Raw genomic sequence first — 24,322 nt, 5'->3', positions numbered from 1 at the left:
TATTATGCTCTAGTTGAGTATAATCCGGACATATGCTTAGCATGAGCATAAGACCTGTCAAGCGGAACTTTGCTATTTGGTGCCGGCCACCGGCTGCTCGTCCAGCACGGCGTGGCGGAAGCGGAACAGCTTCGCCGGCCGGCCGCCGGTCTCGGCGGACATCTGGCCGGTCTCCTCGACCAGGTCTTGCTGCTCGATCAGGCGGCGGAAATTCTGCTTGTGCACCGTCACCCCGGCCAGCGCCTCCACGGCGCGCTGCAACTGCAGCAGCGTGAAGGCAGGCGGCATCAATTCGAACACGACAGGCCTGTACTTGATCTTGGTGCGCAGCCTGGCGATGCCGGTGGCGAGGATGCGCCGGTGGTCGCCGTCCATCGCGCGGCCCGGGACGAACTGGGCGCCCGTCGGTCCCTTCTTGCGCGCCGCCTCTTCTACGAGGCCTGCCTCGTAGAGCAGCTCGTAGCGCTGCAAGGTCAGCTCCTCGTTCCAGCCGCGGTCGCCGAAGCCGAAGCAGACGGCGGCGCGCTGCCAGCGCTTGCTGCGCTTCTCCTCCTGTTCGGCGGCGTCGGCCCAGCGGCGGAGCGCCGGCTCGATGACGTCGACGATCACCGGCGGTGCGCCGTAGCGGTGGTCCTCCCAGGGGAAGAACTCGTACCAGTTGCGCCAGCTCCCCGGCGGCGTGGCGCGCGAGGGCTCCTCGCGGGCGAGCCCGAGATAGCTGATCGAGATCACCCGGCGCGACGAATCCTCGCCGCTGCGGTCGCGGTCGGCGAAGGTGTAGAGCTGTTCGATGTAGCCCAGAGGATGGCCGGTCTGCTGCTCGACCCAGTCGCGCAGCCCCGATTGCAGCGAGCGGTGCCCGAGTTCGAAAGGTCCGGAGGGCAGGGCGGTGGCGTCCTTGATGGTGAGCACCACCGGATTGCCGTTGGGCGCGGCCACGAGCACTGCGATCAGGTCCGCACCTATCGCGTGACGCTCCTGCTGCCGCTCACTGTCCTTTGCCACGCTGATCCTCTGTCGTCGGCCATTGGTATTGCGGCGCGATGGGACAGAGAAACAGGCGAGGCGTCAACTGCCGCCAGCGCCTTTTCCATGCACCGCGCAAGGTCTTCGCCAGTTCTTGGCCCGGCGGCGGCAGAAAATCCACCGCGGACGGCCGCAACGCGAATGACCATGCGTAAGAGCTAGGCGATGGCGGCCTTGGCCTTCTCCTTGGCAGCCTGCCGCAGCAGCATGCCGAACAGGTCGCGCGGTTCGTCGGGATCGGCAAGCAGGTCGAGCTCTTCGTAGCGCTTGGTGTGGCGCAGCTGGTCGCGGACGTAGCGCAGCGCCGAAAAATCCTCGATGGCGAAGCCGACCGAATCGAACAGCGTCACCTGTCGTTCGCTGCCACGGCCCTCGGCCTTGCCGGCGATGATCCGCCACAGCTCGGTCACGGGGTGGTCGGGTTCGAGCTGCTGGATCTCGCCTTCGATGCGCGTCTGCGGCGGATACTCGACCACGATCTGCGAGCGCAGCAGGATGTCGCGGTGCAGCTCCGTCTTGCCGGGGCAGTCGCCGCCGACGGCGTTGATGTGCACGCCCGTGCCCACCATGTTGTCGGTCAGGATCGTGGCGTTCTGCTTGTCGGCGGTGACTGTGGTGATGATCTGGGCGCCTTCGACCGCTTCCTGGCCGGATTTGCAGATGGTGATGTCGAAGCCCAGGCCGTCGAGGTTGCGCGCGCATTTGCGGCTTGCCTCTATGTCGATGTCGTAGAGCCGCAGCTTGTCGATGCCGAGCAGCTTCTTGAACGCCAGCGCCTGGAACTCCGACTGGGCGCCGTTGCCGATGATCGCCATCGTGTCGGAACCCTTGGGCGCCAGGTATTTGGCCGCGACCGCCGAGGTCGCGGCGGTGCGCAGTGCGGTGAGGATGGTCATCTCGGTGAGCAGCATCGGGTAGCCCGAGCCGACGTCGGCGAGCACGCCGAAGGCGGTCACCGTCTGCAGGCCCTCGCGCATGTTCTTCGGGTGGCCGTTGACGTATTTGAACCCGTAGAGCTGCCCGTCGCTGGTCGGCATCAGCTCGATCACGCCGTCATGGCTGTGCGAGGCCACCCGCGGCGTCTTGTCGAACAGTTCCCAGCGGCGGAAATCCTCCTCGATATAGGCGGACAGCTCGCCGAGGAATCGGTCGACGCCGATCTCCAGGACCAGCTTCATCATGTTGTCGACGCTGACGAAGGGGACGATGTTGAGGTTGGCGATGGTCATCAGAAGCTCCTGGTCGGCCGGTCCATGATGCGGCGGCCCATGAGGCTGGCCGTGAGGTCCACCATCAATATGGCGGTGCGTCCGCGTTCGTCGAGGAAGGGGTTCAGTTCCACGAGGTCGAGGCTGGTGACCAGCCCGCTGTCGTGCAGCATCTCCATGGCGAGATGGGCCTCGCGGAAGGTGGCGCCGCCCGGCACGGTGGTGCCGACCGCCGGCGCGATTGCCGGGTCGAGGAAATCGACGTCGAGGCTGACATGCAGGAGCCCGTTCTCGGCGGCGACCCGCTCGAGGAAGGCGCGCAGCAGCGGCGCCAGCCCATGCTCATCGATGGAACGCATGTCGTGGACGGTCACGCCCGCCTCGGTGAGCGCCCGGCGCTCGGCCGGGTCGACGCTGCGCAGGCCGAGCGTGCAGACGCGCTTGGGGTCGACCGGCGCGGGCAGGCGGGGGAAGTAGCCTTCGAAGCCCGGCAGGCCGCTGGCATAGGCGAGCGGCACGCCGTGCAGGTTGCCGCTCGAGGTGGTGTCGAGCGTGTGGAAATCGGGGTGGGCGTCGAGCCACAGCACGAACAGCGGGCGCCCGGTCTCGGCGGCTCGGCGGGCGACGCCCGAAAGGGTGCCGGCGGACAGCGCATGGTCGCCACCGAGGAAGATGGGCATCGCATCGGCGCTCGCCGCATAGGCGGCCTCGGCGATCGCAGCCGTCCAGGCGGCGATTTCGGGCAGCGACTTCAGCGCGGCGTTCCTGTGCGGGCCTGTTTCGACCGGCTTCGGCACGACCGTGCCGAGATCGGCGACCGTATGGCCGAGTTCGGCCAGTGCTGCGGCGAGGCCCGCCGTGCGCAGCGCGCTCGGCCCCATCTCGCAGCCCATGCGGCCGGCGCCGTCCTGAAGCGGAATTCCTATGAGATTGCAGTGCATGGTTGTCGCCCGTGTCGATTGAGGCCGTATTGGAAGGAACGGAGCTGGCAAAATGAAGCCATTGAATTGGCGATAGCGATATGCAGACTACGCAAAATGGCAGCAATTTTGCTCGAAATGGAAAACAGATGGACGAATTGGACAAGCGGCTGGTGACGCTGCTCAGGCACCAGGGGCGGCGTAGCATCTCGGACCTTGCCGTCGACCTCGGTGTCTCACGCGCCACCGTGCGTGCGCGCATGGAGCGGCTGGAAAAATCGGGCGACGTCCTGGGCTATACGGTCATCCTGCGCGCCGACGCGGTCGACCAGCCGGTGCGCGGCATCATGCTGATCGAGATCGAGGGCCACGCGGCCGACCGCGTCATCCGCGCGCTTGGCGGCTTTTCCGAGGTCTCGACGATCCACACCACCAATGGCCGCTGGGACCTCGTGGTCGAGCTCGCGACGTCGACGCTGACCGATTTCGACGCCGTGCTGAGGCGGATCCGGCTCATCCAGGGGATCACCGGAAGCGAGACCAGCCTGCTGCTCGCCACGCCCCGCAGCACCAGGGCGAGGCTGTAACGCCCGCGAAGGCGAATTTCGCTTGATGCTGTACAGGGCAGGGAGGATGGTGGGCGATGACGGGCTCGAACCGCCGACATCTTCGGTGTAAACGAAGCGCTCTACCAACTGAGCTAATCGCCCCCGGCGGAGCGGAGCTTTAAGCGGTTCGACCTTGATCCGCAAGTTCAAATGCATGCCGCAACGGCATGTGAAGCCTTCGCCAAGCGGCTTTTGCGGACCGCGAAAAATAGACGACGAAGTTTGTCGAATATCTTCTCGATGTCGCTTGACACCTCCCCACGAACCCCGTAATTCACCGCCCAACGACGCGGCGCCCAGCGCCAACGTCCAAAGCGCGGGTGTAGCTCAGTCGGTTAGAGTGCCGGCCTGTCACGCCGGAGGTCGCGGGTTCGAGCCCCGTCACTCGCGCCAGTCGTTTCAAGAACTTAGCCAATTCCATTTGGCGAAAAGTCTGAACGCCCGATCCGGCAGTTCAAAGTTTTGCCCTTCATTTGTTCTTCCGAAGGCGTTTTCGGCCTTCCCGACGCGCATCATCAGCGCGCCTTACCATCTCCACCTGCACAGGCACGTAGGTCTGTTCGAGCTTCTTCGATTCGGACAGCGAATTGCCCATCTTTGCCGACAGGACAGACCCTTCCACGCCGCCAGCGACAGCTTCCACGCTGCCGGAGCGGCGGAAGTCCAGCATCATGCGCGAATCGCCGGGGAACTCGACTTTGCGCACGTCGCGGAAATCCTCGGCGAACGAGTTCTTGCGATAGGCGGCGCCGCGGCGGGTGCGGAATATCTCCATGCTGCTGATGGGCTCGGCCTCGCCGAACTGCTTCTGCAGATACCAGGCCAGCAGCCGCTCTGTGCGTTTCGAGAGCGTCAGCACAGAATCGCGGCCGGTCTTGGCGCGGCTCAGTTCGAACCATGTTCCATCGCCGTCCTGTTTGCGCTGCGCAAGTGTTAGGGTCCGGGCGTCGATCGGCGAGACCGATCCGTCCCACATGCAGGCGAGAGCGGCAGCCAAGCCGTAATATTCCATGCGGAATGCACGCTTGACCAGGCGGACAGCCTCGCCCTCGCGCCACATTGCGCTCCTGCCCTTCGGCTCGGTGTTCTGGACGGCGAGCGACGGATCGTCTTCGCGTCGGCAATATTTCATCGCAGCGGCGACCTTCCAGAGCGCCCGCCAGATCTTCATGGCCCGATGCGCCTCACGCAAGCTGATGTCGCGCTCGATGGATTCGCGCCACTCCGAGACCACTTCCATCGTCACAAGCGCAGGGGAATGGTTGCCGAAAACCGGGGCGATGTATTTCCACCCGCGCTCCCAATCCTCGCGCGTGCGATCGGCTTTCTTTGTCCATTCCACCGTAAATCGGTAGCGGGTGAACGCTTCGCCGATGGACCTCGCCGGCCATACCTTCTCTGATGCTGCTGGTGGCGGCGCCGGCGCCGGCGCCGGCTCGCGCGTCTTGCGGCTCTTCTGCCACTGGTCATTCAAGGCACGCGCCTTCGCCCAGGCGGCGGGGCCATCAGGGCCGCAGGCGGTCGGCCGGAAGCCCAGAGCCTTCATCTCCGACGTTGGCTGCCAGTAGCCGCGCCCGTTCTTCCGAAGGACGCTGTAGTAGGGGATTTTCACCTTGCCCATGCTTTCCCGCGGACGGCCTGGAGCATTTCGACCTGAGCCGACAATGGATCTCCGGGACGAGACAGTCCAGCACGACCGTCGATCCACTGGTCGACGGCATCAAGCGAGTAGTTCCCAAGCACCGAATCGGGCTTCGGAAACCCGTTGTGCTCCAGGTCGGCCCGCTTCTCGAGAAACGTGGCCATCGTGACGCCAAGGCGCCGTGCGACCTTTTCCGGCGGCACCATGCGCGGCTGGATCGGGAAGCGGATCGTCATTCCGCCTTATCCTTCTGTGCGGAGACGGGGGCTGCTGCGAACAAGACCACGCTCATTCACAAGCACGAACACGGAGATCGCTTTCGCGCGCACGTCACCCATTTCGATCTTCCTTATCTATACGGGAGGAGAGGGCAACGTCAGCAATCGCCGCGATTGTAAGATGCAGGTCACGAGCGGTGGCGGCGTTCGCCGCCCCGGGCGTCAAGTCGCGCAGCCGAGTCAGCGCCGCCTCCAGCGCCTCTATTCGCTTATCCTTGGCGTCGATGGCGTCGGCTGCTTCGATGCAGTCTGGGTCAACCTCGTAGGTGAGCGCGACCGGCACCGCCTCCGCATGGCCAGATGCCGTTCCGCACAAGCCGCAGGGATCGTTCGGAGCCTTTGGCGAGCCTTCGCAAGCAATGCACGCAACACCTACCGGCACCACCTCCGCTTGGCTTGAGAGGGCTGCTTCGAGGGCAGCGCGCACCGAAAAGACATCGACCAGCTTCCGGCTGAACAGTACGGCCTTCGCAGCCTCGACCATCTCCTCGCTCACCCTGCCTGCATGGGGAAGGGCGGCGAGATAGGCGACGATCCCTGCGGTCACTGCGTCGTTCACGGCGTTCTCATCTGACGCCATGTAGGCATCATCTGCCGCTCGCTGTGCCGCCTCCAAAGCCTTTGCATCGAGTGTCATGATCAGCAAACCTCATCAAAATAGTCATTGAGAAGCTGGTCGGTGAACGGCGGGGCTTTCGCCATCAAGGCTTCACCTTCTGGCTCGCAACTGGCACAGCAAACGGTTTCCAGGTCTTCGGTCGACAGACCAGTCAGCCACGCGTCGATTGCCGGCAGGATTTCTTGAGGCTGACGCTCCAAGAAGTCTGCAAACTCCTTGCGCATTTTCGTTTCGGGCCGGAAGCGGTTGATCCCGCCATTGTCGTAGGCGATCTCAAGGGCAGCGCGAACAATGCCGGGGTAGCGGTCACCGCTCATGATGGATGCACCCCCGGCCATTTACCATAGCCTCTCGATGGGCGGCGGAGGGACCGGCGCTGCTTTGCCTGATTGCGTGCTTGCGGCAGCGCGGTCGCCCTTGTGGGCCTCGACGAAGGCTGCGGCTATGGTGAGCTGGGACTTGTAGCTGCGCGACAGCGCCAGGGCGCGCTCGGCCAGCGGGCGCAACAGCAGCTCGTCGGCGGTTGCCTCCGGGTCGTGGCGGGCAAGCGCCTCCAGCGCGGCCTCGTGGCCGGAGAGCATGATGGCGGCGGCGGAAATGGCCGCGATGGCCCTTTCGCGGTTCTCGCTCATGCCGGCCACCCGAGCCGGATCAGCGGACGCTGACACACAGGATCTCGCGGGCGGTGATCGTCATCAAGGCCGCCGAGGCGGATACGATCACCGGGTCGAAGGCAACCTTCATCCTGATCGATGAAACCCATGTTTTCGCCAGCAAGGCCAAGGCTGCCGACATCTTCGTCGAGATCAGGGGATCGTTGGCCGCCAGGCCGGATGGGTTCCTGATCCAGATCACGACCCAGTCGAAGGCTCCGCCGGCCGGCGTTTTCAAGGCGGAACTCGACATCGCCCGCGAAGTTCGCGACGGCTTGCTGGCCCTGCCGTTGTTGCCGATTCTGTACGAGTTGCCGCCGGAACTGTCGAAGAACGGCGGCTGGCGCAATCGCGAGACCTGGGGGATGGTCAACCCCAACCTCAACCGGTCCGTCGACGAGGCCTTTCTTGTCGACGAAATCACCAAGGCCGAGCGCGAAGGGAAGGCGCAGCTCGCGCTCATCGCTTCGCAGCACTTCAACGTGCAGATCGGCATGGGCAATTTCGGCGATCGCTGGCGCGGCGCCGACTATTGGGAAGCGGCGGCGTTCCATGAAATCCGCGATCTGCGCCGGCTGCTCGACCTTTCGGAGGTGGTGACGGTCGGGGTCGACATGGGCGGAACCGACGACCTGCTGGGAATGGCCGTCGTGGGGCGGGAGATCGGCGGGAAGCGTTGGTTTCTCTGGAGCCACGCCTGGGCGGTCCCATCGGTCGAAGAGATCCGGAAGTCGATCGCGGCCACGCTCCAAGACTTCGTGGGGGACGGTACGCTCACCATGCTGCCGACCTTGGCGGAAGTGGTCATCTCGCTGGCCGACAAGGTCGAGGAAATCTTCCTCTCCGGCAAGCTTCCGGAGCGGGCAGGCATCGGTTTCGATGCCTGGGGTACGAAGACGGTCATTTCCGAGCTGGAGATGCGCGGAATCCGCACCCAGGAGCACGACGGTCCCATTGTCGGTGTTTCGCAGGGCGTCCGTCTGTCGTCGGCGATCCTGACGGCCGAGTGGCGGCTGCGCGAAGGCACGTTGGTCCACGGCGACACGCCGATGATGAACTGGTGCGTCGGCAACGCCAAAGCCGTGCTGGCAGGCAGCAATTGGAAGATCGAGAAGGCGGCGGCCGGTACGGCCAAGATCGATCCGCTGATCGCCGCCTTCAACGCGATCTCGCTGATGGACTTCAACCCTCAGGCACATGTCTTACCGACGTCGCCCTGGGATGATCCCAACTTCAAATATCAGGCGGCATGATGGGCATCTTCGGACCAAGCCGGCGCGATATCGAATCCGCCGTTCAAGTTGCCGTGGCAGCTGCGCTCGACCGGCGCGCCTCGATCGAGGATCCCAAGGTTCCGATCTCCGCGGCCAACATCGTCGATTTTCTTGGCCTGCATGGTATTTCCGCCAGCGGCAAGCGTGTGACCATCGACAACGCGTTGGGGGTTCCTGCCGTCTGGGCGGCGGTGAACTTCCTGTCGGGCACGCTCGCCGGCCTGCCTTGCGTGCTCTACCGGAAGACCGGGAAGGGCCGCGACAAGGTAAGCGGGGGCCTGGCCACGATCCTGCATGACGCGGTCAACGACGAAACCTCGTCCTTCGACTGGCGCAAGTCGTTCTTCGACAGCGTGTTCACCGGCGGGCGCGGACTGACCTTCATCGAGCGCAACGATGCTCGCAAGGTCGCCAATCTCTGGCCGCTGGACCCGACCAGGGCAACGGTCATGCGCGTCGACGGCCGCAAGAGCTACGAATATCGCGATGGTGGCCGAACGCATGTCTATGCCGCCAGCGAAGTGATCGACATGGCCTACATGCTGCGCAGCGACATGCTGAGGCACCGGTCGCCAATCCTGACGAACAAGGACAGCATCGGCCTGGCCCTGGCCGTCACCGACTATGGCGCCAAGTTCTTCAACAATGGCGGCGTGCCGCCGTTCGTCCTCACCGGTCCGTTCAACTCACCCGGCGCTCTCTCGCGCTCGGCCACGGACATGGAGCATGCCGTCAGGGAGGCGGCCGAAAAGAAGAAATTGGCGCTCTCACTGCCAACCGGGCACGACATCAAGTCGATCGGCGTCGACCCGGAAAAGTCGCAGCTCGTCGAGCTGCAGCGCTTCATCATCGAGCAGGTTGCCCGGATTTACTCGCTGCCTCCCGTGTTCTTGCAGGATCTCACGCACGGCACGTTCTCGAATACCGAGCAACAGGACCTGCATCTGACCAAGCACACGCTGACACGGCTGGCGGAGCAGTTCGAACAGGAGTTGAACCTGAAGCTGTTCGGCCGGTCGAACAATCGCCAATACGTGGAGCTCAATCTCGACGGCCTCCTGCGCGGCGACTTCAAGAGCCGCATGGACGGCAACGCCCGCGCGATCCAGACCGGCCAGATGACCCCTGACGAGGCGCGCGAGATGGAGAACCGGCCGGCGATGGGCGGTGCCGCCGGCAAGCTCCACATGCAGGGCGCCATGCTGCCGATCGACAAGCTCGGCCAGCAGCCCGCGCGCGGCATGGGCGTCCAACCTCTTCTCGACGACGATCAGAAGGACGATCTCAATGGGAATTGAACGTGAAATTGAACGGCGTGGCGGAATCCCGGCCGAAATCAAGGCCGACGGCGACGGCATCAAGGTTGCGGGCTATGCAGCCGTGTTCAACCAGGAAACCGAGATCGGCAGCTACTTCCGCGAGGTCTTTCTTCCGGGCGCCTTCGACAAGTCAATCGGCAAGAACGACGTGCCCTTCCTGATCCAGCACCACGACCTTCCGCTGGCGCGTACGCGCTCGGGGACGCTGAAGCTGAGCGCGGACGGGCACGGCATCAGGATGGAAAGCACCCTCGACGCAAACGATCCCGACGTCGCCCGCATCGTGCCCAAGATGAAGCGCGGCGACCTGGACAAGATGTCGATCGCCTTCCGCGCGGTGAAGGAGCGCTGGGACGATACCCAGGATCCGCCGCTGCGGACGGTCGAGGAGGCCATCCTCTACGACGTGTCCATCGTCACCGACCCGGCATATCCGGGCACCGAGATCGGGCTGCGGTCGCTGGAGCGGCATCGCGACCAGGCCAAGCGCCAGAAGAACTATGACGCCGCCCGCACGCGGTTGCGGATGAAGATGCATCTGCGCATGATGGACGGCGAGACCGCCGGGGACGCCGATGAGGCGTTCGCCAAGGCGATGATCAGGCACCACCAGGACGCCGTCGCGATGGCGAAGAAGGTGCTCGAGGAAGGCGACGACAAGGAGATCGCCAACCTCGCGAAGAAGATCATCGACGCCCAGACCGCCGAAATCGAGTGGCTGAAGGATTGGCTGTCGCGCCAGGCGTGACGGCTTCACGAACCCTGCCATTCCGGCGGGAGAACGGCACGTAGCGGCCTGCTGCTGCCCATCAACGTCAACCCAAAAGGAACAGATTCCATGACCGTACAGCTCAAGGAGCTGCGCGAGCAGCAGGCTCGTATCGCCACCAATGCTCGCGCCAAGTTCGAGGAGATCAAGGACGACACGCCGGAGGCTCGCGCCAAGGAGATCGAGGCCGAGTTCGACGCCATGATGGCCGAATACGACCAGATCGGCGCCAAGATGGAACGCCTCAAGAGGCTGCATGAGGCCGAAGTCCGCGCCAACGCTCCCGATCCCCGCCGCCCGAAGGGCGAGACCCTCCAGCAGCGTGGCGCCGAGGACGACGAAGGCGGCGACCCGAAATACCAGGACGTGTTCAACAAGGCCGTCCGCTTCGGCGTGTCCAGCCTCGAGGCGGAGGAGCGCTCGGTACTGCTGACCGGGCGCGTCGACGCGCCGGCGGAACTTCGCGCCCAGTCGGTCGGAACCGATGCGGCCGGCGGCTACACCGTGCCGGAAGGATTCTCGGGCGAGATCGACAAGGCGGTGAAGGCTTGGGGTCCGATGTGGGATGCCAACATCGTGCGTGAACTCCCCACCGCGACCGGCAATGACCTGCCGTGGCCGAGCGTCGACGACACGGCCCAGGAAGGCGAGGACAAGGCCGAAAACGCTGCTGCAACCGATGACAATTCGGGTGACGTGGTGTTCGGCCGGGCGGTGTTGAAGGCCTACATGGTCGACACCAAGATCGTGCGCATCCCGTACGAGCTTCTGCAAGACTCGGCTTTCAATATGGAGTCTTTGCTGACCGACCTGTTCGGCGAGCGTCTCGGCCGCCGCGCCAACAGGCAGCTGACGACCGGAGCCGGGGGCAACCAGCCCACCGGCATCGTCACCGCCTCCGGTCTCGGCAAGACCGCCGCGTCGGCCACGGCCCTGGCCGCGGACGAACTGATCGACCTGCTGCATTCGGTCGATCCGGCCTATCGCGCCTCGCCCAAGTGCCGCTGGCAGTTCAACGACACGACGCTCTCGTCCATCCGCAAGCTGAAGGACGGCCAGGGCAACTACCTGTGGCAGATGGGCGATGTCCGCACCGGCGAGCCCGACCGGCTGCTGGCGCATCCGTATTCGGTCAACCAGGCCATCGCCAACATCGCCACCGGCACCAAGCCGATCATCTTCGGCGATCACAGCCGCTACGTGGTTCGCAAGGTGCGTGGCTTCACCGTGCTGACCTTGCGCGAACGCTACGCCGAGAACTTCCAGATCGGCATGATCGGCTTCAAGCGCTTCGACGGCGCCCTGCTCAACAACAAGGCCGTCAAGCACATGATCATGGCCTGAGTTCGGCTTTGCAAGGCGGGCGGCTTCGGGCCGCCCGCTCTCAAAACCGAAGGAGAGCAAGACCATGAAAGTGATGATGCTTACCAGCATGTCGGGGCCGAACGTCCAGCGCAGCTGCGGCGAAGAGATCGACGTTTCGGATGCCGAGGGCGCGGCCCTGATCAGGGCCGGATTTGCCCAGCCGGTCAGGTCGACGGCGACGGAGACGACCGCGCGCAAGAGGGCGCGGGAAACCACGTCGGCAACGTCCGATGCCGATCAGCCTGCGGCGGTGCCGGCCAACAACCCCGACGCCTCCGATGATGGCGGTGCCGACGCGGCCGGCGGCGGAGCAGGCGAATAGCCATGTGGGACCGGATCGAGCGCGTCGATCAGCCATCGGCCGAGGCCCTGACGCTCGCCGAGGTCAAGAGCCACGGCATCGTCGACGGCAGCGATGACGATGCTTTTCTGACGCGCTGCATCAAGGCCGCCCGGCAGATCGTCGAGGGGCCGGAAGGCGCCGGCCTTGGCATCATGGCTGCATCGTGGAAGCTGTCGCTCGACCGCTTCCCGCGCGATGAAATCCGCATCCCGATGGGGCCGGTGCTGTCGGTCGACAAGATCGAGTTCGTCGATCCGGCAGGGGGCGACCAGACGGTCGCGCCGGCGGCCTACGAATGGCGCAGGGGCTTCCTCGATGCGCGCATCCGGCCTGCCGTCGGCGCCTCCTGGCCCGCCACGCGCGATCGACTCGACGCGGTGACCGTGACGTTCAAAGCCGGCTATCCGGGCACGGACGGGGCGACGCCCAACCTGGCGATGGTTCCGGAAGCCCTCCGGCACGCGATGCTGATGCTGATCGCGCACTGGACCGCAAATCGTGAAACTAGCGTGGTCGGCGCCGTTCCGGCAGAGGTTCTGTTCGGCTTCGACGCCATCCTCAACCAGTTCCGCGTGGGGAGGGTTGCCTAGTGGCCAAGCAATTCGGCGGCGGCGACCTCAGGTTCCGTGTCGCGTTCGACAGGCGGGCGGAAACCGACGACGGGCTTGGCAACACCCAGTCGGATTGGGTGGAGGAATTCCAGTGCCGGGCCGCCTATCGCCACCTGCGCGGCGGCGAGACCGTGCTGGCCGGCAGGCTCGAGGGGCGGCACGTGCAGGTGATTTCGGTGCGCGCGTCGCGGGAGACGCGGCGCATCACCACCGAATGGCGGGCGAGGGATGCCCGTACGGGCGACGTCTTCAACATCCGCGACGTGACCCATGAGACAGACCGGCAGTGGATTTCGCTGCTGGTCGAGCGCGGCGTGGCAACCTAACGGAGAACCGACATGGCCGACCTGACCATCCAGAACCTGTCCGACGAGGACGGGGGCGCGATCACCTTTGCCAATGCCGCCGGCGGTGGCGACAAGTTCGTCTGGGATAGCCGGGTGGCGATCATCATCCGCAACGACGACGCCGCGGCGAAGACCGTCACGGTGAACCCGGCTTACACCACCATCGACGACGAGCGCTATGGCGAGCTGACCCGCTCGGCGATCGCCCTGACCGTCGCGGCCGGCGCGGTGGCCGTCATCCCGCCCGTGCCGGTGGCCTTCCGCAATGCCGCGGACCTCAACAAGGTCGCGCTCACCTATGACGCGGTGACGTCGCTCAAGGTCGCGGCGATCAGGACGCACTGATGGTCCAGGGCATCGCGCAACTCACCCGCAAGCTGACCGTCACCATGCCGGCCAAGGTCGAGGCGGCGACACGCGCCGCCATGGAGAAGGGCGCCGACGAGCTCGTCGCCATGATGAAACGCCTGGCTCCTGTTCTGAAGGAACCTGATCGCCGTCGGCGTCCAGGCGAGTTGCGCGACAGTATCGGTTGGACGTGGGGTGATGCGCCGAAGGGTGCGATCGTGCTTGCCGAGAGCAAAGCAGACAGTCGCGGCCTGAAAATCACGGTGTTTGCCGGTAACGAGAAGGCCTACTACGCCCGATGGGTAGAGTTCGGCGTGGCGCAGCAGCAGGCCGGCCAGAAGGTCACGGACAAGTCGGGCCGAACGCGCAAATCGCGACGGACTACAAAAGGCGGCGCAGCACAGCCCTTCTTTTTTCCGAGCTATCGGGCCATGCGAAAGCGCATCAAGTCAAGGATCACACGCGCCATGAAGAAGGCCATCCAATCGGAGAATGCCACATGAGCGTCGCCGTGGCGTTGCAAAAACTCGTCCATGACGCGCTGCGTGCCGATACGGCCGTTGCGGCCCAGATCGCAGGGCGGGTCTATGATCGCGTGCCGGAGGCCCCTGCCTTTCCCTATGTCAGCTTCGGCGCCTATGACTTCGTAGCGGACGACGCCGAATGCATCTACGCCGGCGAGCACACACTTCAGGTCGATATCTGGAGCCGGGCGGTCGGACGTGTGCAGGCGAAGCAGATCACCGATGCGGTGCGGCGTACCGTGCACGGCTACGAAGCCGACATGGGCGCCTTCGGCCTCGTCGAGATGCGGGCCGCTTTCGCGCAGGTCATCGGCGATCCCGACGGGGTGACGTCGCACGGCATCGTCACCGTCACCGCGATGATCGAGGAACCGGGATGATGGCCTGGGCGATCTTCCACCGGGAATGCAACTGGGCGCGCCCGAACAGCCGGTTCTCGTTCAACGCGAAAGCGTCGAGCGAGCCGCAGCAGCGCCCGCGCGATTTCATCGAATACTGCGTCGGCAAGGGCTGGGCCGAAGAGGTGCCGCCGCCGAGCAGAACGGAAGCCGAGGCCCTGAAGCCGAAGCGCAAGCGGGCGAAATAGCCCTCCATCTATACGCAACCGGGCGCGAGCCCAATCATCGGCTAGCTCAAGCTGGCCTGTCTTCACATGGAGAACTGACATGGTCGCCCCGACGACTGCGAAATTTCAGCACATGGTGCTCGAGGTCGAAACCGATACACCGGGCACCTACACCAAGATCTGCGGAATTACTTCCCGCGGCATCAATCGACAGCACAATATGCAGACGTCCGAAGTCCCGCAGGACTGCGATGACGAGACCCTTCCGGCGAAGGTCGAAAGGTCGGTGCAATCGTCGGAAGTGACGATTTCCGGTTCCGGCGTGTGGTCGGCCCAGTCGCACGAGCTGATGCTGGACTGGTGGTATGGCGGGCAGCCGAAGAACGTGCGCATTCGTCATGCCAACGCCTCGGTCGGGGACACCGAATACGAGACCGGCCCCGCCTACCTCACGTCGATCAACAACCAGGCGGAGAAGGGCCCGAGTGTCACCGCCGAGATATCGATCGAGTTCGACGGCCTGCCTGTCCGCACGCCGAAGGCCGCGTGATGCGCCAGGCCGAAGAAATCGTCTGGCCGGGCGGAGAGCATCGCTTCCGGCTGGGCATCGGCGAGCTGCGCGCGATCGAGCAGCGCTCGGATGCCGGTTGCGCCGTCGTGATGATGCGACTGCTGGGTGCCGCCTGGAAGATCGACGACGTGGTCGGGCCGATCCGCCTCGGCCTGGTCGGTGGCGGGATGTCGGAGAAGGATGCGCAGAAGGCCGTCGAGGCGGCGCTCGAGGTGGCAAGCCCCTACGCGCTCGCCGTGACCGCCGCAAACATCATCCGACGCTTCATCATGTGGGACGGGGACGACCAACCGGGGGAAGCCGGCGCGGGGGCGGGGAACCAGACCCAAACCCGCTCCCCGACGGACGAACCCGATGGTCGACCTATTACGGAGCTGGAGCCGTCCTAGGCTTCACGCCGCGCGACGTCGACGACATGACGCTGTGGGAGTTCTCGGCCTGCGTGGAAGGCTACCGGGAAGCCCACAAGACCGAAGAAGACGCGCCGCCCCCCATGGGCGACGACGAGCTTGCCGCACTTGGGATCGAGGGGTTCTCTAGCGGTTCTGGGTCTTCTCCTGGATGAACCGATCAAGATCCGCTTGCGATAGCAGGCCTTTAAACATGCAGTTTGTGACGATCGTCTGGTTATCGCCCTTCGATATCTCGTCGAGCTTCTGAAGGCAGTTGCGGCGTTGTTGCTGTATGTCGGCGACTTCTGAATCCCGCCGCCACCGCTGCCATTCCGTCGCGAAATAGTAGCCGACAGCAAGAATGATAGCGATGCAGGCGGTCGAGACCAGTATCTTCATGAAAGGAACTTGTAATGGCCAGTACCGCCGAAGATCAAGCCCGCCTGCTCGTCTCGATCGAGGCGACGCAGAAGCGCTTCGAAAAACAGATGGAAGCCGTGGCCAGGGCGGCGGCCAAATCCGCGAAGGCGACGGAAGACGCCTTCAGGAGCGCAAACGACAACGTGACCAAGGGTTTCGACAAGGGAGCCAGGAAGGCGGCAGGCTCCGTCAGGCAGACGAGTGCTTCGGTCTCCAACCTGTCGTTCCAGCTCAACGACATCGCCATGCAGCTGGCCTCCGGAACGTCGCCGTTCACGGTCATGGTGCAGCAGGGCAGCCAGGTTGCGCAGGCCTTGCAGGGGGCGGGGGGCGGCGTGGTTGGCGCGGTTCGGGCGCTGGGCGGCGCCTTTGCCTCGATCGTCAATCCGGTATCGCTAGCCTCTTTCGCCCTCATCGGGGCGGCAGGCTATGCAGTCCAATATTTCACCGCGGCAGAAGACGGCAGCGAGGACGTCAACAAGGCGCTGAAAGAACAGGCAAACCTGCTTCAGAAGGTGGCCGACGCCTGGGGCGACCAGTTGCCCGCAGTGGCCGAACTGGCCGCGAAGCTGAAGGACATCGCCGACAAGAACGACCGCGCCGCCGCCACGGCTGCCGTGGTCGCGGAGGCCTACAGGCCGGCTAAGGAGGAGGTCGAGGCGCTGGGCAGCCTTGCAACGCAGGTCTTCTCGCGGCTTCGTTCGGCGCAGTTTCCGGAGCAGTCGGTGAAGCAGTTTTCCGCTGCCTGGAACGAGCTGCAGCAAAAACTGGAGACCAGCACAGCCAAGGCATCGGACGCCCAGCGCGTCATCGACGCGCTGACGCAGTTCCCGGGCGCCCCCAAGGTCGATGCCCTGACCGAGAAGGTGCGCGCGCTGGCAGATCAGCTCGGCCGGGCCGCGCAGCAGGCGGCCGAGGCCAACAATCAGCGTCTCCAGTTCCAGCAGCGCGACAGCCCGTTTGGGCGGCGCTACCGTGCCGAGCGCGGCATCCCGGAGCTGCCGAACACGGCGCCCGTACCCGACCGCCGCGTCGACCCCTACTTCGACGATGCTGCCGGCTCGGCCACGGAACTCAAGAACACGTTCGACGGACTGAACGACGCAGTCTCGCGCTACGTCAACAACGTCGTGAAGGCCGAGAGTGGCGGCGATCCGCTCGCCCAGAATTCGCGGTCGACCGCGACCGGTCTGGGGCAGTTCATCGAAAGCACGTGGCTCGACCTCTTCCGCCGATATTTCCCCGACCGTGCGGCGTCGATGACGGACCAGACCATTCTCGCGCTGCGCAAGGATGCCGAGATATCCGTCCAGCTCATCGAAGCATATGCGCGCGAGAATGCGGCGCTGCTCCGCCAGGCCGGCGTGGCGGTCAACGAGGCGGCATTGCAACTTGCTCACTTCCTCGGGCCGCAAGGGGCGATCAGCGTGCTCAAGGCAAAGAGCGGGACACCCGTAAGCCAGGTATTGGGAGCGGATGCCATCAGGGCCAATCCGTCAATTCTGGGCGGCGGTGCCACCGTGGACGATGTGATTGCCTATGCCCAGAGCCGGTCCGCCGCTGTCGACAGTCTCGCGCAAAGCTATCGCAATGCGAAGCCGGCAGTCGATGAGTTTGCCAATGCCCAGCTGCGGGCCGGGCAGCAAGCGCAGATGCTGGGACAGGTTGGCAAAACGGCCCTGGACGGTATTGCGACCGCACTCGCCGACGGAAAGATCGAAGGCGAGGAGCTGTTGCGCATTCTGGCGAATGTCGCACAGCAACTTGTCTCGATGCCGGGCTTCATGCAGTCGCTGTTCGGCCCAGCACAAAGCGCTTTCACCTTCGCTCCGGGCATGGGGCTGTGGTCCGGCGGCGGCTACACCGGACCCGGCGGGAAGTACCAGCCGGCCGGCGTCGTCCACAAGGGCGAGTATGTCTTCGACCAGGCGTCGGTCCGTGCTGCCGGTGGACCCGCGGCCCTGGATACGCTCCGCCATGCGATCAGAGGCTATGCCAATGGCGGGTATGTCGGGTTGTCGCCGCGAACAGCTCGGCTCGGCCCGGCAGGTGCTCGGTCGCGGCCGGGCAGCGGCACGGTGGTGAACGTCATCGACAAGGCAGGGGTCGACAAACGCACCGCCCGCCGCAGCGGACCAAACGGCCGCGACATCATCGATATCGTCATCGAACGCGTGAAAAGCGATTTCACCGCCGGCGGTTTCGACAGGCCAATGGGAGGCCGTTTCGGCATGCTTCCGACAAAGGTGACGAGATGACGGTGTCGTGGCCCATATCCCTGCCGCGGTGCCCGCTCTTCGAGCATGAGGAGACAGCCTCCAGCCCGAAGGTCAGCTTTCAGCCGGAGGTCGGCCCGCCGATCGAGCGGCTGCGTGGCTCCCTCTGGCTTTCCGAGTTCCCCGCCACCTTCAAGATGACGTCGGAGCAGGTCGCGACCTTCGAGACGTTCGTGCGGCAGTCGATAAGGGGCGGCACCTTGCCATTCACTATGCGCCATCCGCGCACGCTCGCAGACGTGACCGTTCGGATCGCTGGCGATGACCAGCTCTATACGATGCGCCGCCTCGGGACCCGGACGTGGCTGGTGTCGTTCACCGTATTGGTCGTTTCGACATGATCTCGCGCGATATTCCGCCCAATGTCCGGCGCGAGATCGATCGCCAGGAGTCGCCGGAAATCCATCTCGTGTTCCTGACGCTTCGGCACAAGATGCTGCCGGAGCCGGTACGCGTCGTCTCGGATCCTGCCGACTTCGTGCTCGACGGCAACCTCTACCAGGGCTTCGAGTTCGAAATCACGCTGCTGTCGGATGCCGAGGAGGCGCCCAGGGCACGGCTCACGGTGCAGAACGTCGACCGGCGGATCGGGGATGCCGTGTTCAACGCGACCGAACCGGCACGGCTCGACATCGAGGTCATCGCCGGTTCGCAATTCGACCTGACCGTCACGCCGCGCGTGCCGTTTGGCCCATCGGTCGAGCGCATCTATGCGGCGCGGCAACTCTACCTGACAGACGTCGAGGGCGACGTGCTGCAGCTCTCGGGGACCATCCGCTCATGGGACTACACGCAGGAAAGTTGGCCGGCGCTGCGGGCGACGCAGAACAGGTTTCCGGGACTGTACTGGTCTTGACGGAGATCACCGCGATGGGGACTTGGGTGGTGTTGCATTCGTCTCGATCAGGGCCCGTCCCAGTTCCCGAGACCGAGGTTCGTCCAGAAGGAAGCCGAGCCATCCGAGGCCAGGGTGGCGCAGGGCCAGTAACACTCCCTCGGCTCCCGAATGAGTGCCTGGCACCCGCCATGCTGGTGACGGTACAGCTTCAAGCCGCGCACCCGGGTCGAGGGTCGGGCTAACCTCTTCCGTCATTTTCGCGCGAACGTGCGCCAAGGCGTGGATGATGCCCTCCAGCGTCGCCGCGTCGACCGTCATATACGCCACTGCCGTGCCGTCCTGGTTCATCTGGATGAAGGCCAGTTCACCGCCCTCGCTCAACCCCATGTCCAAAGTCATATGCGCCGCCGCCGTTGTCCCCCATTGCCCTGATGGTGCCCAATTCAATGCCGTTCCAGGCCGATAGTCAAAATCGCAGCTGGCTCAACCGCTACGTCGGTGCCCCTTTCGCCAGTCGCGGACGGATGTTGGCGGGTCTCGACTGCTGGGGGCTGCTGCGGCTGATCTATGCCCAGGAACTCGGGATCGAGCTGCCGTCCTATGGCGAGATCGCGGCGCATGACCTGGTCCGCGTCAGCCGCGAGATCACCGCGGGCAAGGACGGCGAGGCCTGGGCCGACGTCGACAGGAGCGAACTTCGCGCCTTCGATGTCGTCGTCATGCGCTACCACGGCTCGCGCCGCATCGGCCATGTCGGCGTGGCGGTCGACGCCTCCACCCTCATCCATGTCGAGGAGGCGAGCGCGGCCGTCGTCGTGCCGCTCGCCCATTTCACCATCCGCGAGAGGATTGAATGCTTCAGGCGTCATCGTCTGCTGGCCTGATCCAGGCCGTCTGGCGCGAGCCGTTCGCGCTCGGCAGCCCGCAGGTCGAGTATTGGCCTGTCGGACTGAGCGTCGCCGAGATGGCGGCGCGCATGCCCGGCATCCCGACCGAGTTCTGGGTGCATGGGCGGATCCTCGTCAACGGGCAGGACGTGCCGCGCGAGATGTGGGCGTTCGTGCGGCCGAAGCCGTCGACGGCCGAGCGGCGCGTCGACGTCACGCTGCACCTTCCGCCGCAGGGTGGAGGCGGGCAGGGGCGCAAGAGCATCTTCGGGCTGATCGCCGCCATCGCGCTGACCTTCGTCACCGGCGGCATAGCCCAGTTCGGCATACCGCTGCTCGGCATCGCGGGCGGAACCGTCGGCGCGCAGCTGCTTGCGGCCTCGGTCGGCATCGTCGGCGCGCTGGTCGTCGGGGCGCTGTCTTCGCCTCCGGTCCGGTCGGGCAAGAAGGATCAATCCGACGCGCGCGAACTCGAGCCGGCATCCGTCTCGGGCAATCCCCTCGAGCCGAACGCGGCCATTCCTCGCGTGATCGGCACGCGTCGCGTGTTTCCGCCCTTCGCCTTTGAGCCGATCGTCGAGCTTGTCGGCCAGGACGAATATGTCGAGGCCGTCCATTGCCTGGCCGGGCCGCATCTGCTGCAGGACATCCGCCTCGGCGACACGACTTGGGATCCGGTGGCGACCGATTCGGACCTCACCATCGAAACGCGCACCGGCCTTCCCGGGGAACGGAAGCTGGAGCTGACGCGCCGGCAGGGGCGCACCTTCGACCTCGGCACGGAAATGTCCGTCCATGGCACGGATGCCCAGGACCAGTCCAAATTCGCCCTGCCGCTGCCGGTCTGGCATGGCATGGCGACGGCCGAGGCACCCGACGAGGCATGGCTTCACATCCTGGTTGCCGGCTTGACCCGACAGCAGGACGTGGCCCAGAAGCTGCGCATTCCCTTCCGTATCCGCATGCGGCGGCGCGGCGGCAGCACCTGGCGCTATCTGCCGGAAATCCACTATATGGATGCGACCCAGGCGCAACGGCGGGTGCAGATCAAGTTCCTGTTCGGCGAGGCCTTCGAAGGCGTGCTGCCGAACCCCAGTCAGGACCGCGGCTTCGTCGAGGCCCGCAAGCTCGTCCCCGGCCAGAATGTCCTGCCCCTCGGCGCCGATTTCGCTTGCGACCCGTATTTCTCCGCCGGCGCCGGCAATGACATCTATCGCTACGCCACCAACGAAACGACCAATGTGCGCAACATCCTGCTTGCGCCCGACATGGTGACGGTGTGGCTGTCGGCGGAAGCTTGGCCGGCGGGGGTCTACGAGATCGAGATCATCCGCGGCGCGACGTTCCGCAACGATCAATTCACCTCCGACACCTATGTCCACGACGGTAGCATTCTCGACTTCTACGGCTCGACGACATCGAACAACCTGCCATTGACGCGCGAAGGCCTGCTGGATCGGCTGCAACTCCGGCGTATCGTGTCGATCCGCAAGCAATACCCGATTGCGCAGAAGAACCTGGCGCTGATTGCGCTGAAGGCTCGCAACCGTGCGGTTGGGCGGCTGTCGGTCAAGGCGAGCGGCTATGTGCGGGACTGGGACGGCACCGGCTGGCGCAACCTGATCACGACGTCCAACCCGGCGCCGCACTATCTCGACATGCTCACCGGGCCTCTGAACTTCGATCCGATGCCGGACGAGCTGGTGGATTTCGAAGGGCTCGTGGCATGGCGGCAGGCCTGCATCGACAACGGCTACAGCTGCGACCTGGTGGCGGAAGGCGAGGGGCTGGCGGACGTGCTGCGGCTGGTGGCTGCCTGCGGCTATGCGCGGCCCTACCAGTCTGAGCAATGGGGCGTAATCCGCGACTATGACCGCAGCGCCGAGGCACCGGTGCAGGTGTTCTCGCCGCGCAACATGGCGGGCTTCAGCTGGAAGAAGGCTTTCCCGCGCGTGCCGGCCGGACTGCGCGTCAACTACCGAAACGAGGATCTCGACTATGCCCCCAAGCAGATCATGGTCTATCGGTCGGGTGCCGAGGGGACCGACGCACGCACCGAGCAGGTGACCTATGACGGCTTCGTGGATGAAGGGAAGATCGTCAGGCGGGCCCGGTTCGACCTGGCGCAGGCCGAGCACCGGGCCACGTTCTACTCCTTCACTGCCCCTGTGGAGGCAATCGTCTGCCGGCGCGGTTCGCTGGTGGCGGTGAGCCACGACATACTGAGCCGCCACTACGGGTTCGGGCGCATCAAGTCGGTGATGACCGACGGCGGCAACGTGACCGGCGTCGTGCTCGACAGTGCCATCGATGTGAAGAATGCACCCGACCTGCTGGCCACCGCCGATATGCTGGCCGTGCCGGACATGCTCGAGGTGGGGCTGAAGACCGGCATTGCCATCCGGCGCGCCGACGGCACCACCACGATTCACGCCCTGTCCAACCCCGCCGGCGAGACTGACACGCTGACGTTCGTGGCTCCCGTGCCGGACGAGACCACCGAAGGCGGTCCTTTCGACGGCGGGCCGCTCATTTCCAAGATATCCGAGGGCTGCCTCGTCGTCGCCGGCACGCTCGGGCACGAGTTCAAGCGCCTCATCGTCACCGAAATCGCCAACGGCAAGGACCTCACGGCCAACCTGACGCTGGTCGACGAGGCGCCGCAATTGTGGAGCGCGGCGGCGTGATCAAACTTCAAATCAGGTAGGAAAAGATGGCCAACAGAAAGCTTCCCAACTCGCTGTCGACACCGCCTGTCGGCGGCATGGCATACATGGATGCCGTTTCATCCAAGGTCGACATGCTCTTCGACGCGATATCGCTGAAGCCGATATCGATGACCAATGCTGGCAACGACTACACCATCACAGTCGACCCGGTGCTCGACGCCGACGTGGTCGCGGGCATGAGCTTCTTCATTCGCCCCAGTGCGAGCAATACCGGGCCGTGCCGGCTCCGCGTGACGAGCGACAATCCCTACTACGATCTCGTCAAGGCGACCGGCGAGACGTTGGGATCGGGAGACTTCGCCTCAGGCACGGCCTACTTCGTCGTTTTCATGGACGGAGAATTCCGCATTCTCTCCGTGGCCAACAGCGAGGGTGGCAATGGAGCGAGCGCATATTTCCAGGAGTTCCTGGTTTCAGGCACATGGACGAAGCCGGCAGAACTTAGCCCGAACGCCCTGGTCATTGTCGAAGTGTGGGGTGGCGGCGGCGGAGGGGGGACGGGCTCAAACAACCGCGGCGGCGGCGGCGGCGGCGCGTACAATTCCGCGCGGTTCAAGGCGTCCGATCTGCCGTCGTCGGTGGCAGTAACGGTCGGCGCCGGTGGCGCAGCCGCTTCCGTGGGCGGCGTCGGCGGAAATTCGTCATTCGGTTCATATGTCACGGCTTATGGCGGTGGCGGCGGTCACAGCGGAAATACATCTTCAGCCGGCGGCGGTGGCGGCGGCGCCACTTCTGCCGGGGGCAATGGCGCGAACGGAGCCGGTGGACATGGCGGCACGGGTGCGATTCCCACGGCCGGCCTGATTGCAACAAGCGGATTTGGTAGTGGAACACCGGGTTCGGGCCGCTATGGCGGCGGCGGTTCAGATTCATCCGGTGGCTCTGCAATTTGGGGTGGTGGGGGTGGAGGGTCGATTTCCGGCTCAGGAGGGGGGAGTGTTTTTGGTGGTGGCGGTGGCGGTGGCAGCGCCGGAGGAGCGAGCCTATTCGGGGGAAACGGCGGCGGCGCTGGGGTGGCCGGTTCCGTGCCGGGCGGCGGTGGCGGGACAGGAGCCGGAGGAAATGGCGCCGCGGGCAAGGCCATCGTGCGGATCGTGGGGTGATCGGAGATGAGCGAAGCAATTCGATTTGCAGTGATCGGTGAAGATCGCACGGTCGAAAACGTCATCATGGCGTTGGCCGGACATGCCGTCACGGGGAAACTCCTGATCGCATCGAATTCGGCTGGGATCGGAGATCTTTACGAAGAACTCACCGGACAGTTCACGCGATCGGCAGAGCCGGAACCGACGCCAAACGCTGACGACTACAAGAAGGCCATCGTCGCCTTGCTTGACGCCAAGGCACGGGAGCGGCGCTACGACAATGCCGTTTCGATCTCGACCTATGTCAACAGCACCAATCCTCAATGGGTGGCGGAGGCCTCCGTCTTCGTTGCCTGGCGTGATGAGGTGTGGGCCTACGCCTATGCCGAGCTCGACAAGGTGACCAACGGCCTCCGCCCCCAGCCGACCGTAGAGGACTTTCTTGCCGAACTTCCATCCATTGGGTGGGCGGCCTAATCCGGCATATCCCTTGGTGGCTTCCACTTCGGGGGCCGTTCCTTCTTCACCGACAACAGGTTCCCAATCGGGAACTGCACCGGCGTATCGACGCCAGGTAGGCGGATGACGATGGTCCGTTCGTCCAGGACTCTGGTGACCTCGCGCTCGATCACGACGGTGTCGCCCTTCTCGATCCTGGGCATGTGAAGCCCTCCCGTTCCGGGACCAATCTTACAACCAAAGGAC

General features: G+C 64.8%; 32 protein-coding genes and 2 tRNA genes. 22 read left to right on the top strand and 12 right to left on the bottom strand.

All coding sequences use genetic code 11. From position 1 onward, the window contains the following. Positions 1 to 72 precede the first annotated feature (72 nt). The 3 genes from J2X50_RS06420 to rocF all read right to left on the bottom strand — a co-directional run bounded on the left by J2X50_RS06420 (position 73) and on the right by rocF (position 3,175). Positions 73 to 1,005, bottom strand: a complete 933-nt coding sequence (locus J2X50_RS06420; protein WP_429093026.1) for an NUDIX hydrolase — start codon at positions 1,003 to 1,005, stop codon at positions 73 to 75. 179 nt (positions 1,006 to 1,184) lie between these two features. Further along, positions 1,185 to 2,255: an ornithine cyclodeaminase gene (locus tag J2X50_RS06415; RefSeq protein WP_429093023.1), complete on the bottom strand. Its 1,071-nt coding sequence runs from the start codon at positions 2,253 to 2,255 to the stop codon at positions 1,185 to 1,187. Beyond that, positions 2,255 to 3,175: an arginase gene (rocF, locus tag J2X50_RS06410; protein WP_429093021.1), complete on the bottom strand. Its 921-nt coding sequence runs from the start codon at positions 3,173 to 3,175 to the stop codon at positions 2,255 to 2,257. Before rocF ends, J2X50_RS06415 begins: the two co-directional genes overlap by 1 nt. A 128-nt stretch (positions 3,176 to 3,303) precedes the next feature. Between rocF and J2X50_RS06405 the strand changes: the two genes are divergently transcribed. Beyond that, a complete protein-coding gene (locus J2X50_RS06405; protein WP_429093018.1) occupies positions 3,304 to 3,741 on the top strand; it encodes an Lrp/AsnC family transcriptional regulator in 438 nt (145 codons plus the stop codon). A gap of 47 nt (positions 3,742 to 3,788) precedes the next feature. Here the strand turns inward: J2X50_RS06405 and J2X50_RS06400 are convergent. Continuing rightward, a tRNA-Val gene (locus J2X50_RS06400) sits at positions 3,789 to 3,864 on the bottom strand. A gap of 214 nt (positions 3,865 to 4,078) precedes the next feature. Here J2X50_RS06400 and J2X50_RS06395 point away from each other — a divergent pair. Then, positions 4,079 to 4,155: transfer RNA gene (locus J2X50_RS06395), tRNA-Asp, on the top strand. 76 nt (positions 4,156 to 4,231) lie between these two features. On the opposite strand, the gene J2X50_RS06390 is transcribed toward J2X50_RS06395, so the two are convergent. The 5 genes from J2X50_RS06390 to J2X50_RS06370 all read right to left on the bottom strand — a co-directional run bounded on the left by J2X50_RS06390 (position 4,232) and on the right by J2X50_RS06370 (position 6,933). Further along, positions 4,232 to 5,383, bottom strand: a complete 1,152-nt coding sequence (locus tag J2X50_RS06390; protein WP_429093015.1) for a hypothetical protein — start codon at positions 5,381 to 5,383, stop codon at positions 4,232 to 4,234. Next, a complete protein-coding gene (locus J2X50_RS06385; protein ID WP_429093013.1) occupies positions 5,371 to 5,640 on the bottom strand; it encodes a hypothetical protein in 270 nt (89 codons plus the stop codon). The genes J2X50_RS06390 and J2X50_RS06385 overlap by 13 nt, the downstream gene beginning before the upstream one ends. A 94-nt stretch (positions 5,641 to 5,734) precedes the next feature. Continuing rightward, positions 5,735 to 6,319 carry a hypothetical protein gene (locus J2X50_RS06380; protein WP_429093011.1) on the bottom strand — a complete coding sequence of 195 codons (585 nt, stop codon included), beginning with the start codon at positions 6,317 to 6,319 and terminating at the stop codon, positions 5,735 to 5,737. Between the two features lie 2 nt (positions 6,320 to 6,321). Continuing rightward, entirely contained in the window at positions 6,322 to 6,618 is a 297-nt protein-coding gene (locus J2X50_RS06375; RefSeq protein ID WP_429093009.1) for a hypothetical protein, read from the bottom strand. A gap of 21 nt (positions 6,619 to 6,639) precedes the next feature. Next, positions 6,640 to 6,933, bottom strand: a complete 294-nt coding sequence (locus J2X50_RS06370) for a hypothetical protein (protein ID WP_429093006.1) — start codon at positions 6,931 to 6,933, stop codon at positions 6,640 to 6,642. A 53-nt stretch (positions 6,934 to 6,986) separates the two neighbouring features. Here J2X50_RS06370 and J2X50_RS06365 point away from each other — a divergent pair, with 53 nt between their 5' ends. From J2X50_RS06365 to J2X50_RS06305, 13 genes are all read left to right on the top strand, one after another. Continuing rightward, positions 6,987 to 8,207, top strand: coding sequence for a terminase TerL endonuclease subunit (locus J2X50_RS06365; RefSeq protein ID WP_429093003.1), 1,221 nt, complete (start codon positions 6,987 to 6,989; stop codon positions 8,205 to 8,207). Then, a complete protein-coding gene (locus tag J2X50_RS06360) occupies positions 8,204 to 9,526 on the top strand; it encodes a phage portal protein (RefSeq protein WP_429093000.1) in 1,323 nt (440 codons plus the stop codon). The genes J2X50_RS06365 and J2X50_RS06360 overlap by 4 nt, the downstream gene beginning before the upstream one ends. Then, the gene (locus J2X50_RS06355; RefSeq protein WP_429092997.1) at positions 9,516 to 10,295 is read left to right on the top strand and encodes an HK97 family phage prohead protease; all 780 of its coding nucleotides are present in this window, start codon (positions 9,516 to 9,518) and stop codon (positions 10,293 to 10,295) included. Before J2X50_RS06360 ends, J2X50_RS06355 begins: the two co-directional genes overlap by 11 nt. Before the next feature lie 90 nt (positions 10,296 to 10,385). After that, entirely contained in the window at positions 10,386 to 11,660 is a 1,275-nt protein-coding gene (locus J2X50_RS06350) for a phage major capsid protein (protein ID WP_429092994.1), read from the top strand. Between the two features lie 64 nt (positions 11,661 to 11,724). After that, the gene (locus J2X50_RS06345; RefSeq protein ID WP_429092991.1) at positions 11,725 to 12,003 is read left to right on the top strand and encodes a hypothetical protein; all 279 of its coding nucleotides are present in this window, start codon (positions 11,725 to 11,727) and stop codon (positions 12,001 to 12,003) included. Positions 12,004 to 12,005: 2 nt separating this feature from the next. Next, positions 12,006 to 12,614, top strand: coding sequence for a head-tail connector protein (locus tag J2X50_RS06340; protein WP_429092988.1), 609 nt, complete (start codon positions 12,006 to 12,008; stop codon positions 12,612 to 12,614). Further along, positions 12,614 to 12,961 (top strand): head-tail adaptor protein, encoded by a 348-nt coding sequence (locus tag J2X50_RS06335; RefSeq protein ID WP_429092985.1) that lies wholly within the window; start codon positions 12,614 to 12,616, stop codon positions 12,959 to 12,961. Before J2X50_RS06340 ends, J2X50_RS06335 begins: the two co-directional genes overlap by 1 nt. A 12-nt stretch (positions 12,962 to 12,973) precedes the next feature. Next, positions 12,974 to 13,327 carry a hypothetical protein gene (locus J2X50_RS06330; RefSeq protein ID WP_429092983.1) on the top strand — a complete coding sequence of 118 codons (354 nt, stop codon included), beginning with the start codon at positions 12,974 to 12,976 and terminating at the stop codon, positions 13,325 to 13,327. Continuing rightward, positions 13,327 to 13,833, top strand: a complete 507-nt coding sequence (locus tag J2X50_RS06325; protein ID WP_429092980.1) for an HK97-gp10 family putative phage morphogenesis protein — start codon at positions 13,327 to 13,329, stop codon at positions 13,831 to 13,833. Before J2X50_RS06330 ends, J2X50_RS06325 begins: the two co-directional genes overlap by 1 nt. After that, entirely contained in the window at positions 13,830 to 14,234 is a 405-nt protein-coding gene (locus J2X50_RS06320) for a DUF3168 domain-containing protein (protein WP_429092977.1), read from the top strand. Before J2X50_RS06325 ends, J2X50_RS06320 begins: the two co-directional genes overlap by 4 nt. After that, entirely contained in the window at positions 14,234 to 14,440 is a 207-nt protein-coding gene (locus J2X50_RS06315; protein ID WP_429092974.1) for a hypothetical protein, read from the top strand. Before J2X50_RS06320 ends, J2X50_RS06315 begins: the two co-directional genes overlap by 1 nt. A 79-nt stretch (positions 14,441 to 14,519) precedes the next feature. Next, complete coding sequence (locus J2X50_RS06310) at positions 14,520 to 14,969, top strand: phage tail tube protein (protein ID WP_429092971.1); 450 nt, start codon at positions 14,520 to 14,522, stop codon at positions 14,967 to 14,969. Further along, on the top strand, positions 14,969 to 15,379 hold the full coding sequence (locus tag J2X50_RS06305) for a gene transfer agent family protein (RefSeq protein ID WP_429092968.1): 411 nt from the start codon (positions 14,969 to 14,971) through the stop codon (positions 15,377 to 15,379). The genes J2X50_RS06310 and J2X50_RS06305 overlap by 1 nt, the downstream gene beginning before the upstream one ends. A gap of 147 nt (positions 15,380 to 15,526) precedes the next feature. On the opposite strand, the gene J2X50_RS06300 is transcribed toward J2X50_RS06305, so the two are convergent. Beyond that, a complete protein-coding gene (locus J2X50_RS06300) occupies positions 15,527 to 15,781 on the bottom strand; it encodes a hypothetical protein (RefSeq protein ID WP_429092965.1) in 255 nt (84 codons plus the stop codon). A gap of 89 nt (positions 15,782 to 15,870) precedes the next feature. Here J2X50_RS06300 and J2X50_RS06295 point away from each other — a divergent pair, with 89 nt between their 5' ends. The 3 genes from J2X50_RS06295 to J2X50_RS06285 are packed head-to-tail and all read left to right on the top strand — an operon-like array spanning position 15,871 to position 18,934. Next, positions 15,871 to 18,060: a phage tail length tape measure family protein gene (locus tag J2X50_RS06295; RefSeq protein WP_429092962.1), complete on the top strand. Its 2,190-nt coding sequence runs from the start codon at positions 15,871 to 15,873 to the stop codon at positions 18,058 to 18,060. After that, positions 18,057 to 18,419 (top strand): hypothetical protein, encoded by a 363-nt coding sequence (locus J2X50_RS06290; protein WP_429092959.1) that lies wholly within the window; start codon positions 18,057 to 18,059, stop codon positions 18,417 to 18,419. The genes J2X50_RS06295 and J2X50_RS06290 overlap by 4 nt, the downstream gene beginning before the upstream one ends. Then, a complete protein-coding gene (locus J2X50_RS06285; RefSeq protein WP_429092956.1) occupies positions 18,380 to 18,934 on the top strand; it encodes a DUF1833 family protein in 555 nt (184 codons plus the stop codon). The genes J2X50_RS06290 and J2X50_RS06285 overlap by 40 nt, the downstream gene beginning before the upstream one ends. 6 nt (positions 18,935 to 18,940) lie before the next feature. On the opposite strand, the gene J2X50_RS06280 is transcribed toward J2X50_RS06285, so the two are convergent. Further along, positions 18,941 to 19,315 carry a hypothetical protein gene (locus tag J2X50_RS06280; RefSeq protein WP_429092954.1) on the bottom strand — a complete coding sequence of 125 codons (375 nt, stop codon included), beginning with the start codon at positions 19,313 to 19,315 and terminating at the stop codon, positions 18,941 to 18,943. 32 nt (positions 19,316 to 19,347) lie between these two features. Between J2X50_RS06280 and J2X50_RS06275 the strand changes: the two genes are divergently transcribed. The 4 genes from J2X50_RS06275 to J2X50_RS06260 are packed head-to-tail and all read left to right on the top strand — an operon-like array spanning position 19,348 to position 24,094. Then, positions 19,348 to 19,800, top strand: coding sequence for a C40 family peptidase (locus J2X50_RS06275; RefSeq protein WP_429093735.1), 453 nt, complete (start codon positions 19,348 to 19,350; stop codon positions 19,798 to 19,800). Then, positions 19,770 to 22,490 carry a hypothetical protein gene (locus J2X50_RS06270; protein ID WP_429092952.1) on the top strand — a complete coding sequence of 907 codons (2,721 nt, stop codon included), beginning with the start codon at positions 19,770 to 19,772 and terminating at the stop codon, positions 22,488 to 22,490. Before J2X50_RS06275 ends, J2X50_RS06270 begins: the two co-directional genes overlap by 31 nt. Before the next feature lie 26 nt (positions 22,491 to 22,516). Then, complete coding sequence (locus tag J2X50_RS06265; RefSeq protein ID WP_429092949.1) at positions 22,517 to 23,635, top strand: hypothetical protein; 1,119 nt, start codon at positions 22,517 to 22,519, stop codon at positions 23,633 to 23,635. A 6-nt stretch (positions 23,636 to 23,641) separates the two neighbouring features. After that, entirely contained in the window at positions 23,642 to 24,094 is a 453-nt protein-coding gene (locus J2X50_RS06260) for a hypothetical protein (protein WP_429092947.1), read from the top strand. On the opposite strand, the gene J2X50_RS06255 is transcribed toward J2X50_RS06260, so the two are convergent. Then, entirely contained in the window at positions 24,091 to 24,279 is a 189-nt protein-coding gene (locus tag J2X50_RS06255) for a hypothetical protein (RefSeq protein WP_429092945.1), read from the bottom strand. The genes J2X50_RS06260 and J2X50_RS06255 overlap by 4 nt on opposite strands. Positions 24,280 to 24,322: the final 43 nt, after the last annotated feature.

The organism is Aminobacter sp. BE322, assembly GCF_050433525.1.
Lineage (GTDB): Bacteria > Pseudomonadota > Alphaproteobacteria > Rhizobiales > Rhizobiaceae > Aminobacter.
This window is presented reverse-complemented; position numbering and strand designations above follow the sequence as displayed.

Bases quoted from the DNA above. Each gene is read 5' to 3' on its own strand.
- J2X50_RS06415 (WP_429093023.1), bottom strand. From the start codon at position 2,255: ATGACCATCGCCAACCTCAACATCGTCCCCTTCGTCAGCGTCGACAAC.
- rocF (WP_429093021.1), bottom strand. From the start codon at position 3,175: ATGCACTGCAATCTCATAGGAATTCCGCTTCAGGACGGCGCCGGCCGC.
- J2X50_RS06405 (WP_429093018.1), top strand. From the start codon at position 3,304: ATGGACGAATTGGACAAGCGGCTGGTGACGCTGCTCAGGCACCAGGGG.
- J2X50_RS06390 (WP_429093015.1), bottom strand. From the start codon at position 5,383: ATGGGCAAGGTGAAAATCCCCTACTACAGCGTCCTTCGGAAGAACGGG.
- J2X50_RS06385 (WP_429093013.1), bottom strand. From the start codon at position 5,640: ATGACGATCCGCTTCCCGATCCAGCCGCGCATGGTGCCGCCGGAAAAG.
- J2X50_RS06380 (WP_429093011.1), bottom strand. From the start codon at position 6,319: ATGACACTCGATGCAAAGGCTTTGGAGGCGGCACAGCGAGCGGCAGAT.
- J2X50_RS06375 (WP_429093009.1), bottom strand. From the start codon at position 6,618: ATGAGCGGTGACCGCTACCCCGGCATTGTTCGCGCTGCCCTTGAGATC.
- J2X50_RS06370 (WP_429093006.1), bottom strand. From the start codon at position 6,933: ATGAGCGAGAACCGCGAAAGGGCCATCGCGGCCATTTCCGCCGCCGCC.
- J2X50_RS06360 (WP_429093000.1), top strand. From the start codon at position 8,204: ATGATGGGCATCTTCGGACCAAGCCGGCGCGATATCGAATCCGCCGTT.
- J2X50_RS06355 (WP_429092997.1), top strand. From the start codon at position 9,516: ATGGGAATTGAACGTGAAATTGAACGGCGTGGCGGAATCCCGGCCGAA.
- J2X50_RS06350 (WP_429092994.1), top strand. From the start codon at position 10,386: ATGACCGTACAGCTCAAGGAGCTGCGCGAGCAGCAGGCTCGTATCGCC.
- J2X50_RS06345 (WP_429092991.1), top strand. From the start codon at position 11,725: ATGAAAGTGATGATGCTTACCAGCATGTCGGGGCCGAACGTCCAGCGC.
- J2X50_RS06340 (WP_429092988.1), top strand. From the start codon at position 12,006: ATGTGGGACCGGATCGAGCGCGTCGATCAGCCATCGGCCGAGGCCCTG.
- J2X50_RS06330 (WP_429092983.1), top strand. From the start codon at position 12,974: ATGGCCGACCTGACCATCCAGAACCTGTCCGACGAGGACGGGGGCGCG.
- J2X50_RS06325 (WP_429092980.1), top strand. From the start codon at position 13,327: ATGGTCCAGGGCATCGCGCAACTCACCCGCAAGCTGACCGTCACCATG.
- J2X50_RS06320 (WP_429092977.1), top strand. From the start codon at position 13,830: ATGAGCGTCGCCGTGGCGTTGCAAAAACTCGTCCATGACGCGCTGCGT.
- J2X50_RS06315 (WP_429092974.1), top strand. From the start codon at position 14,234: ATGGCCTGGGCGATCTTCCACCGGGAATGCAACTGGGCGCGCCCGAAC.
- J2X50_RS06310 (WP_429092971.1), top strand. From the start codon at position 14,520: ATGGTCGCCCCGACGACTGCGAAATTTCAGCACATGGTGCTCGAGGTC.
- J2X50_RS06305 (WP_429092968.1), top strand. From the start codon at position 14,969: ATGCGCCAGGCCGAAGAAATCGTCTGGCCGGGCGGAGAGCATCGCTTC.
- J2X50_RS06300 (WP_429092965.1), bottom strand. From the start codon at position 15,781: ATGAAGATACTGGTCTCGACCGCCTGCATCGCTATCATTCTTGCTGTC.
- J2X50_RS06295 (WP_429092962.1), top strand. From the start codon at position 15,871: ATGGAAGCCGTGGCCAGGGCGGCGGCCAAATCCGCGAAGGCGACGGAA.
- J2X50_RS06290 (WP_429092959.1), top strand. From the start codon at position 18,057: ATGACGGTGTCGTGGCCCATATCCCTGCCGCGGTGCCCGCTCTTCGAG.
- J2X50_RS06280 (WP_429092954.1), bottom strand. From the start codon at position 19,315: ATGACTTTGGACATGGGGTTGAGCGAGGGCGGTGAACTGGCCTTCATC.
- J2X50_RS06275 (WP_429093735.1), top strand. From the start codon at position 19,348: ATGGTGCCCAATTCAATGCCGTTCCAGGCCGATAGTCAAAATCGCAGC.
- J2X50_RS06270 (WP_429092952.1), top strand. From the start codon at position 19,770: ATGCTTCAGGCGTCATCGTCTGCTGGCCTGATCCAGGCCGTCTGGCGC.
- J2X50_RS06265 (WP_429092949.1), top strand. From the start codon at position 22,517: ATGGCCAACAGAAAGCTTCCCAACTCGCTGTCGACACCGCCTGTCGGC.
- J2X50_RS06260 (WP_429092947.1), top strand. From the start codon at position 23,642: ATGAGCGAAGCAATTCGATTTGCAGTGATCGGTGAAGATCGCACGGTC.
- J2X50_RS06255 (WP_429092945.1), bottom strand. From the start codon at position 24,279: ATGCCCAGGATCGAGAAGGGCGACACCGTCGTGATCGAGCGCGAGGTC.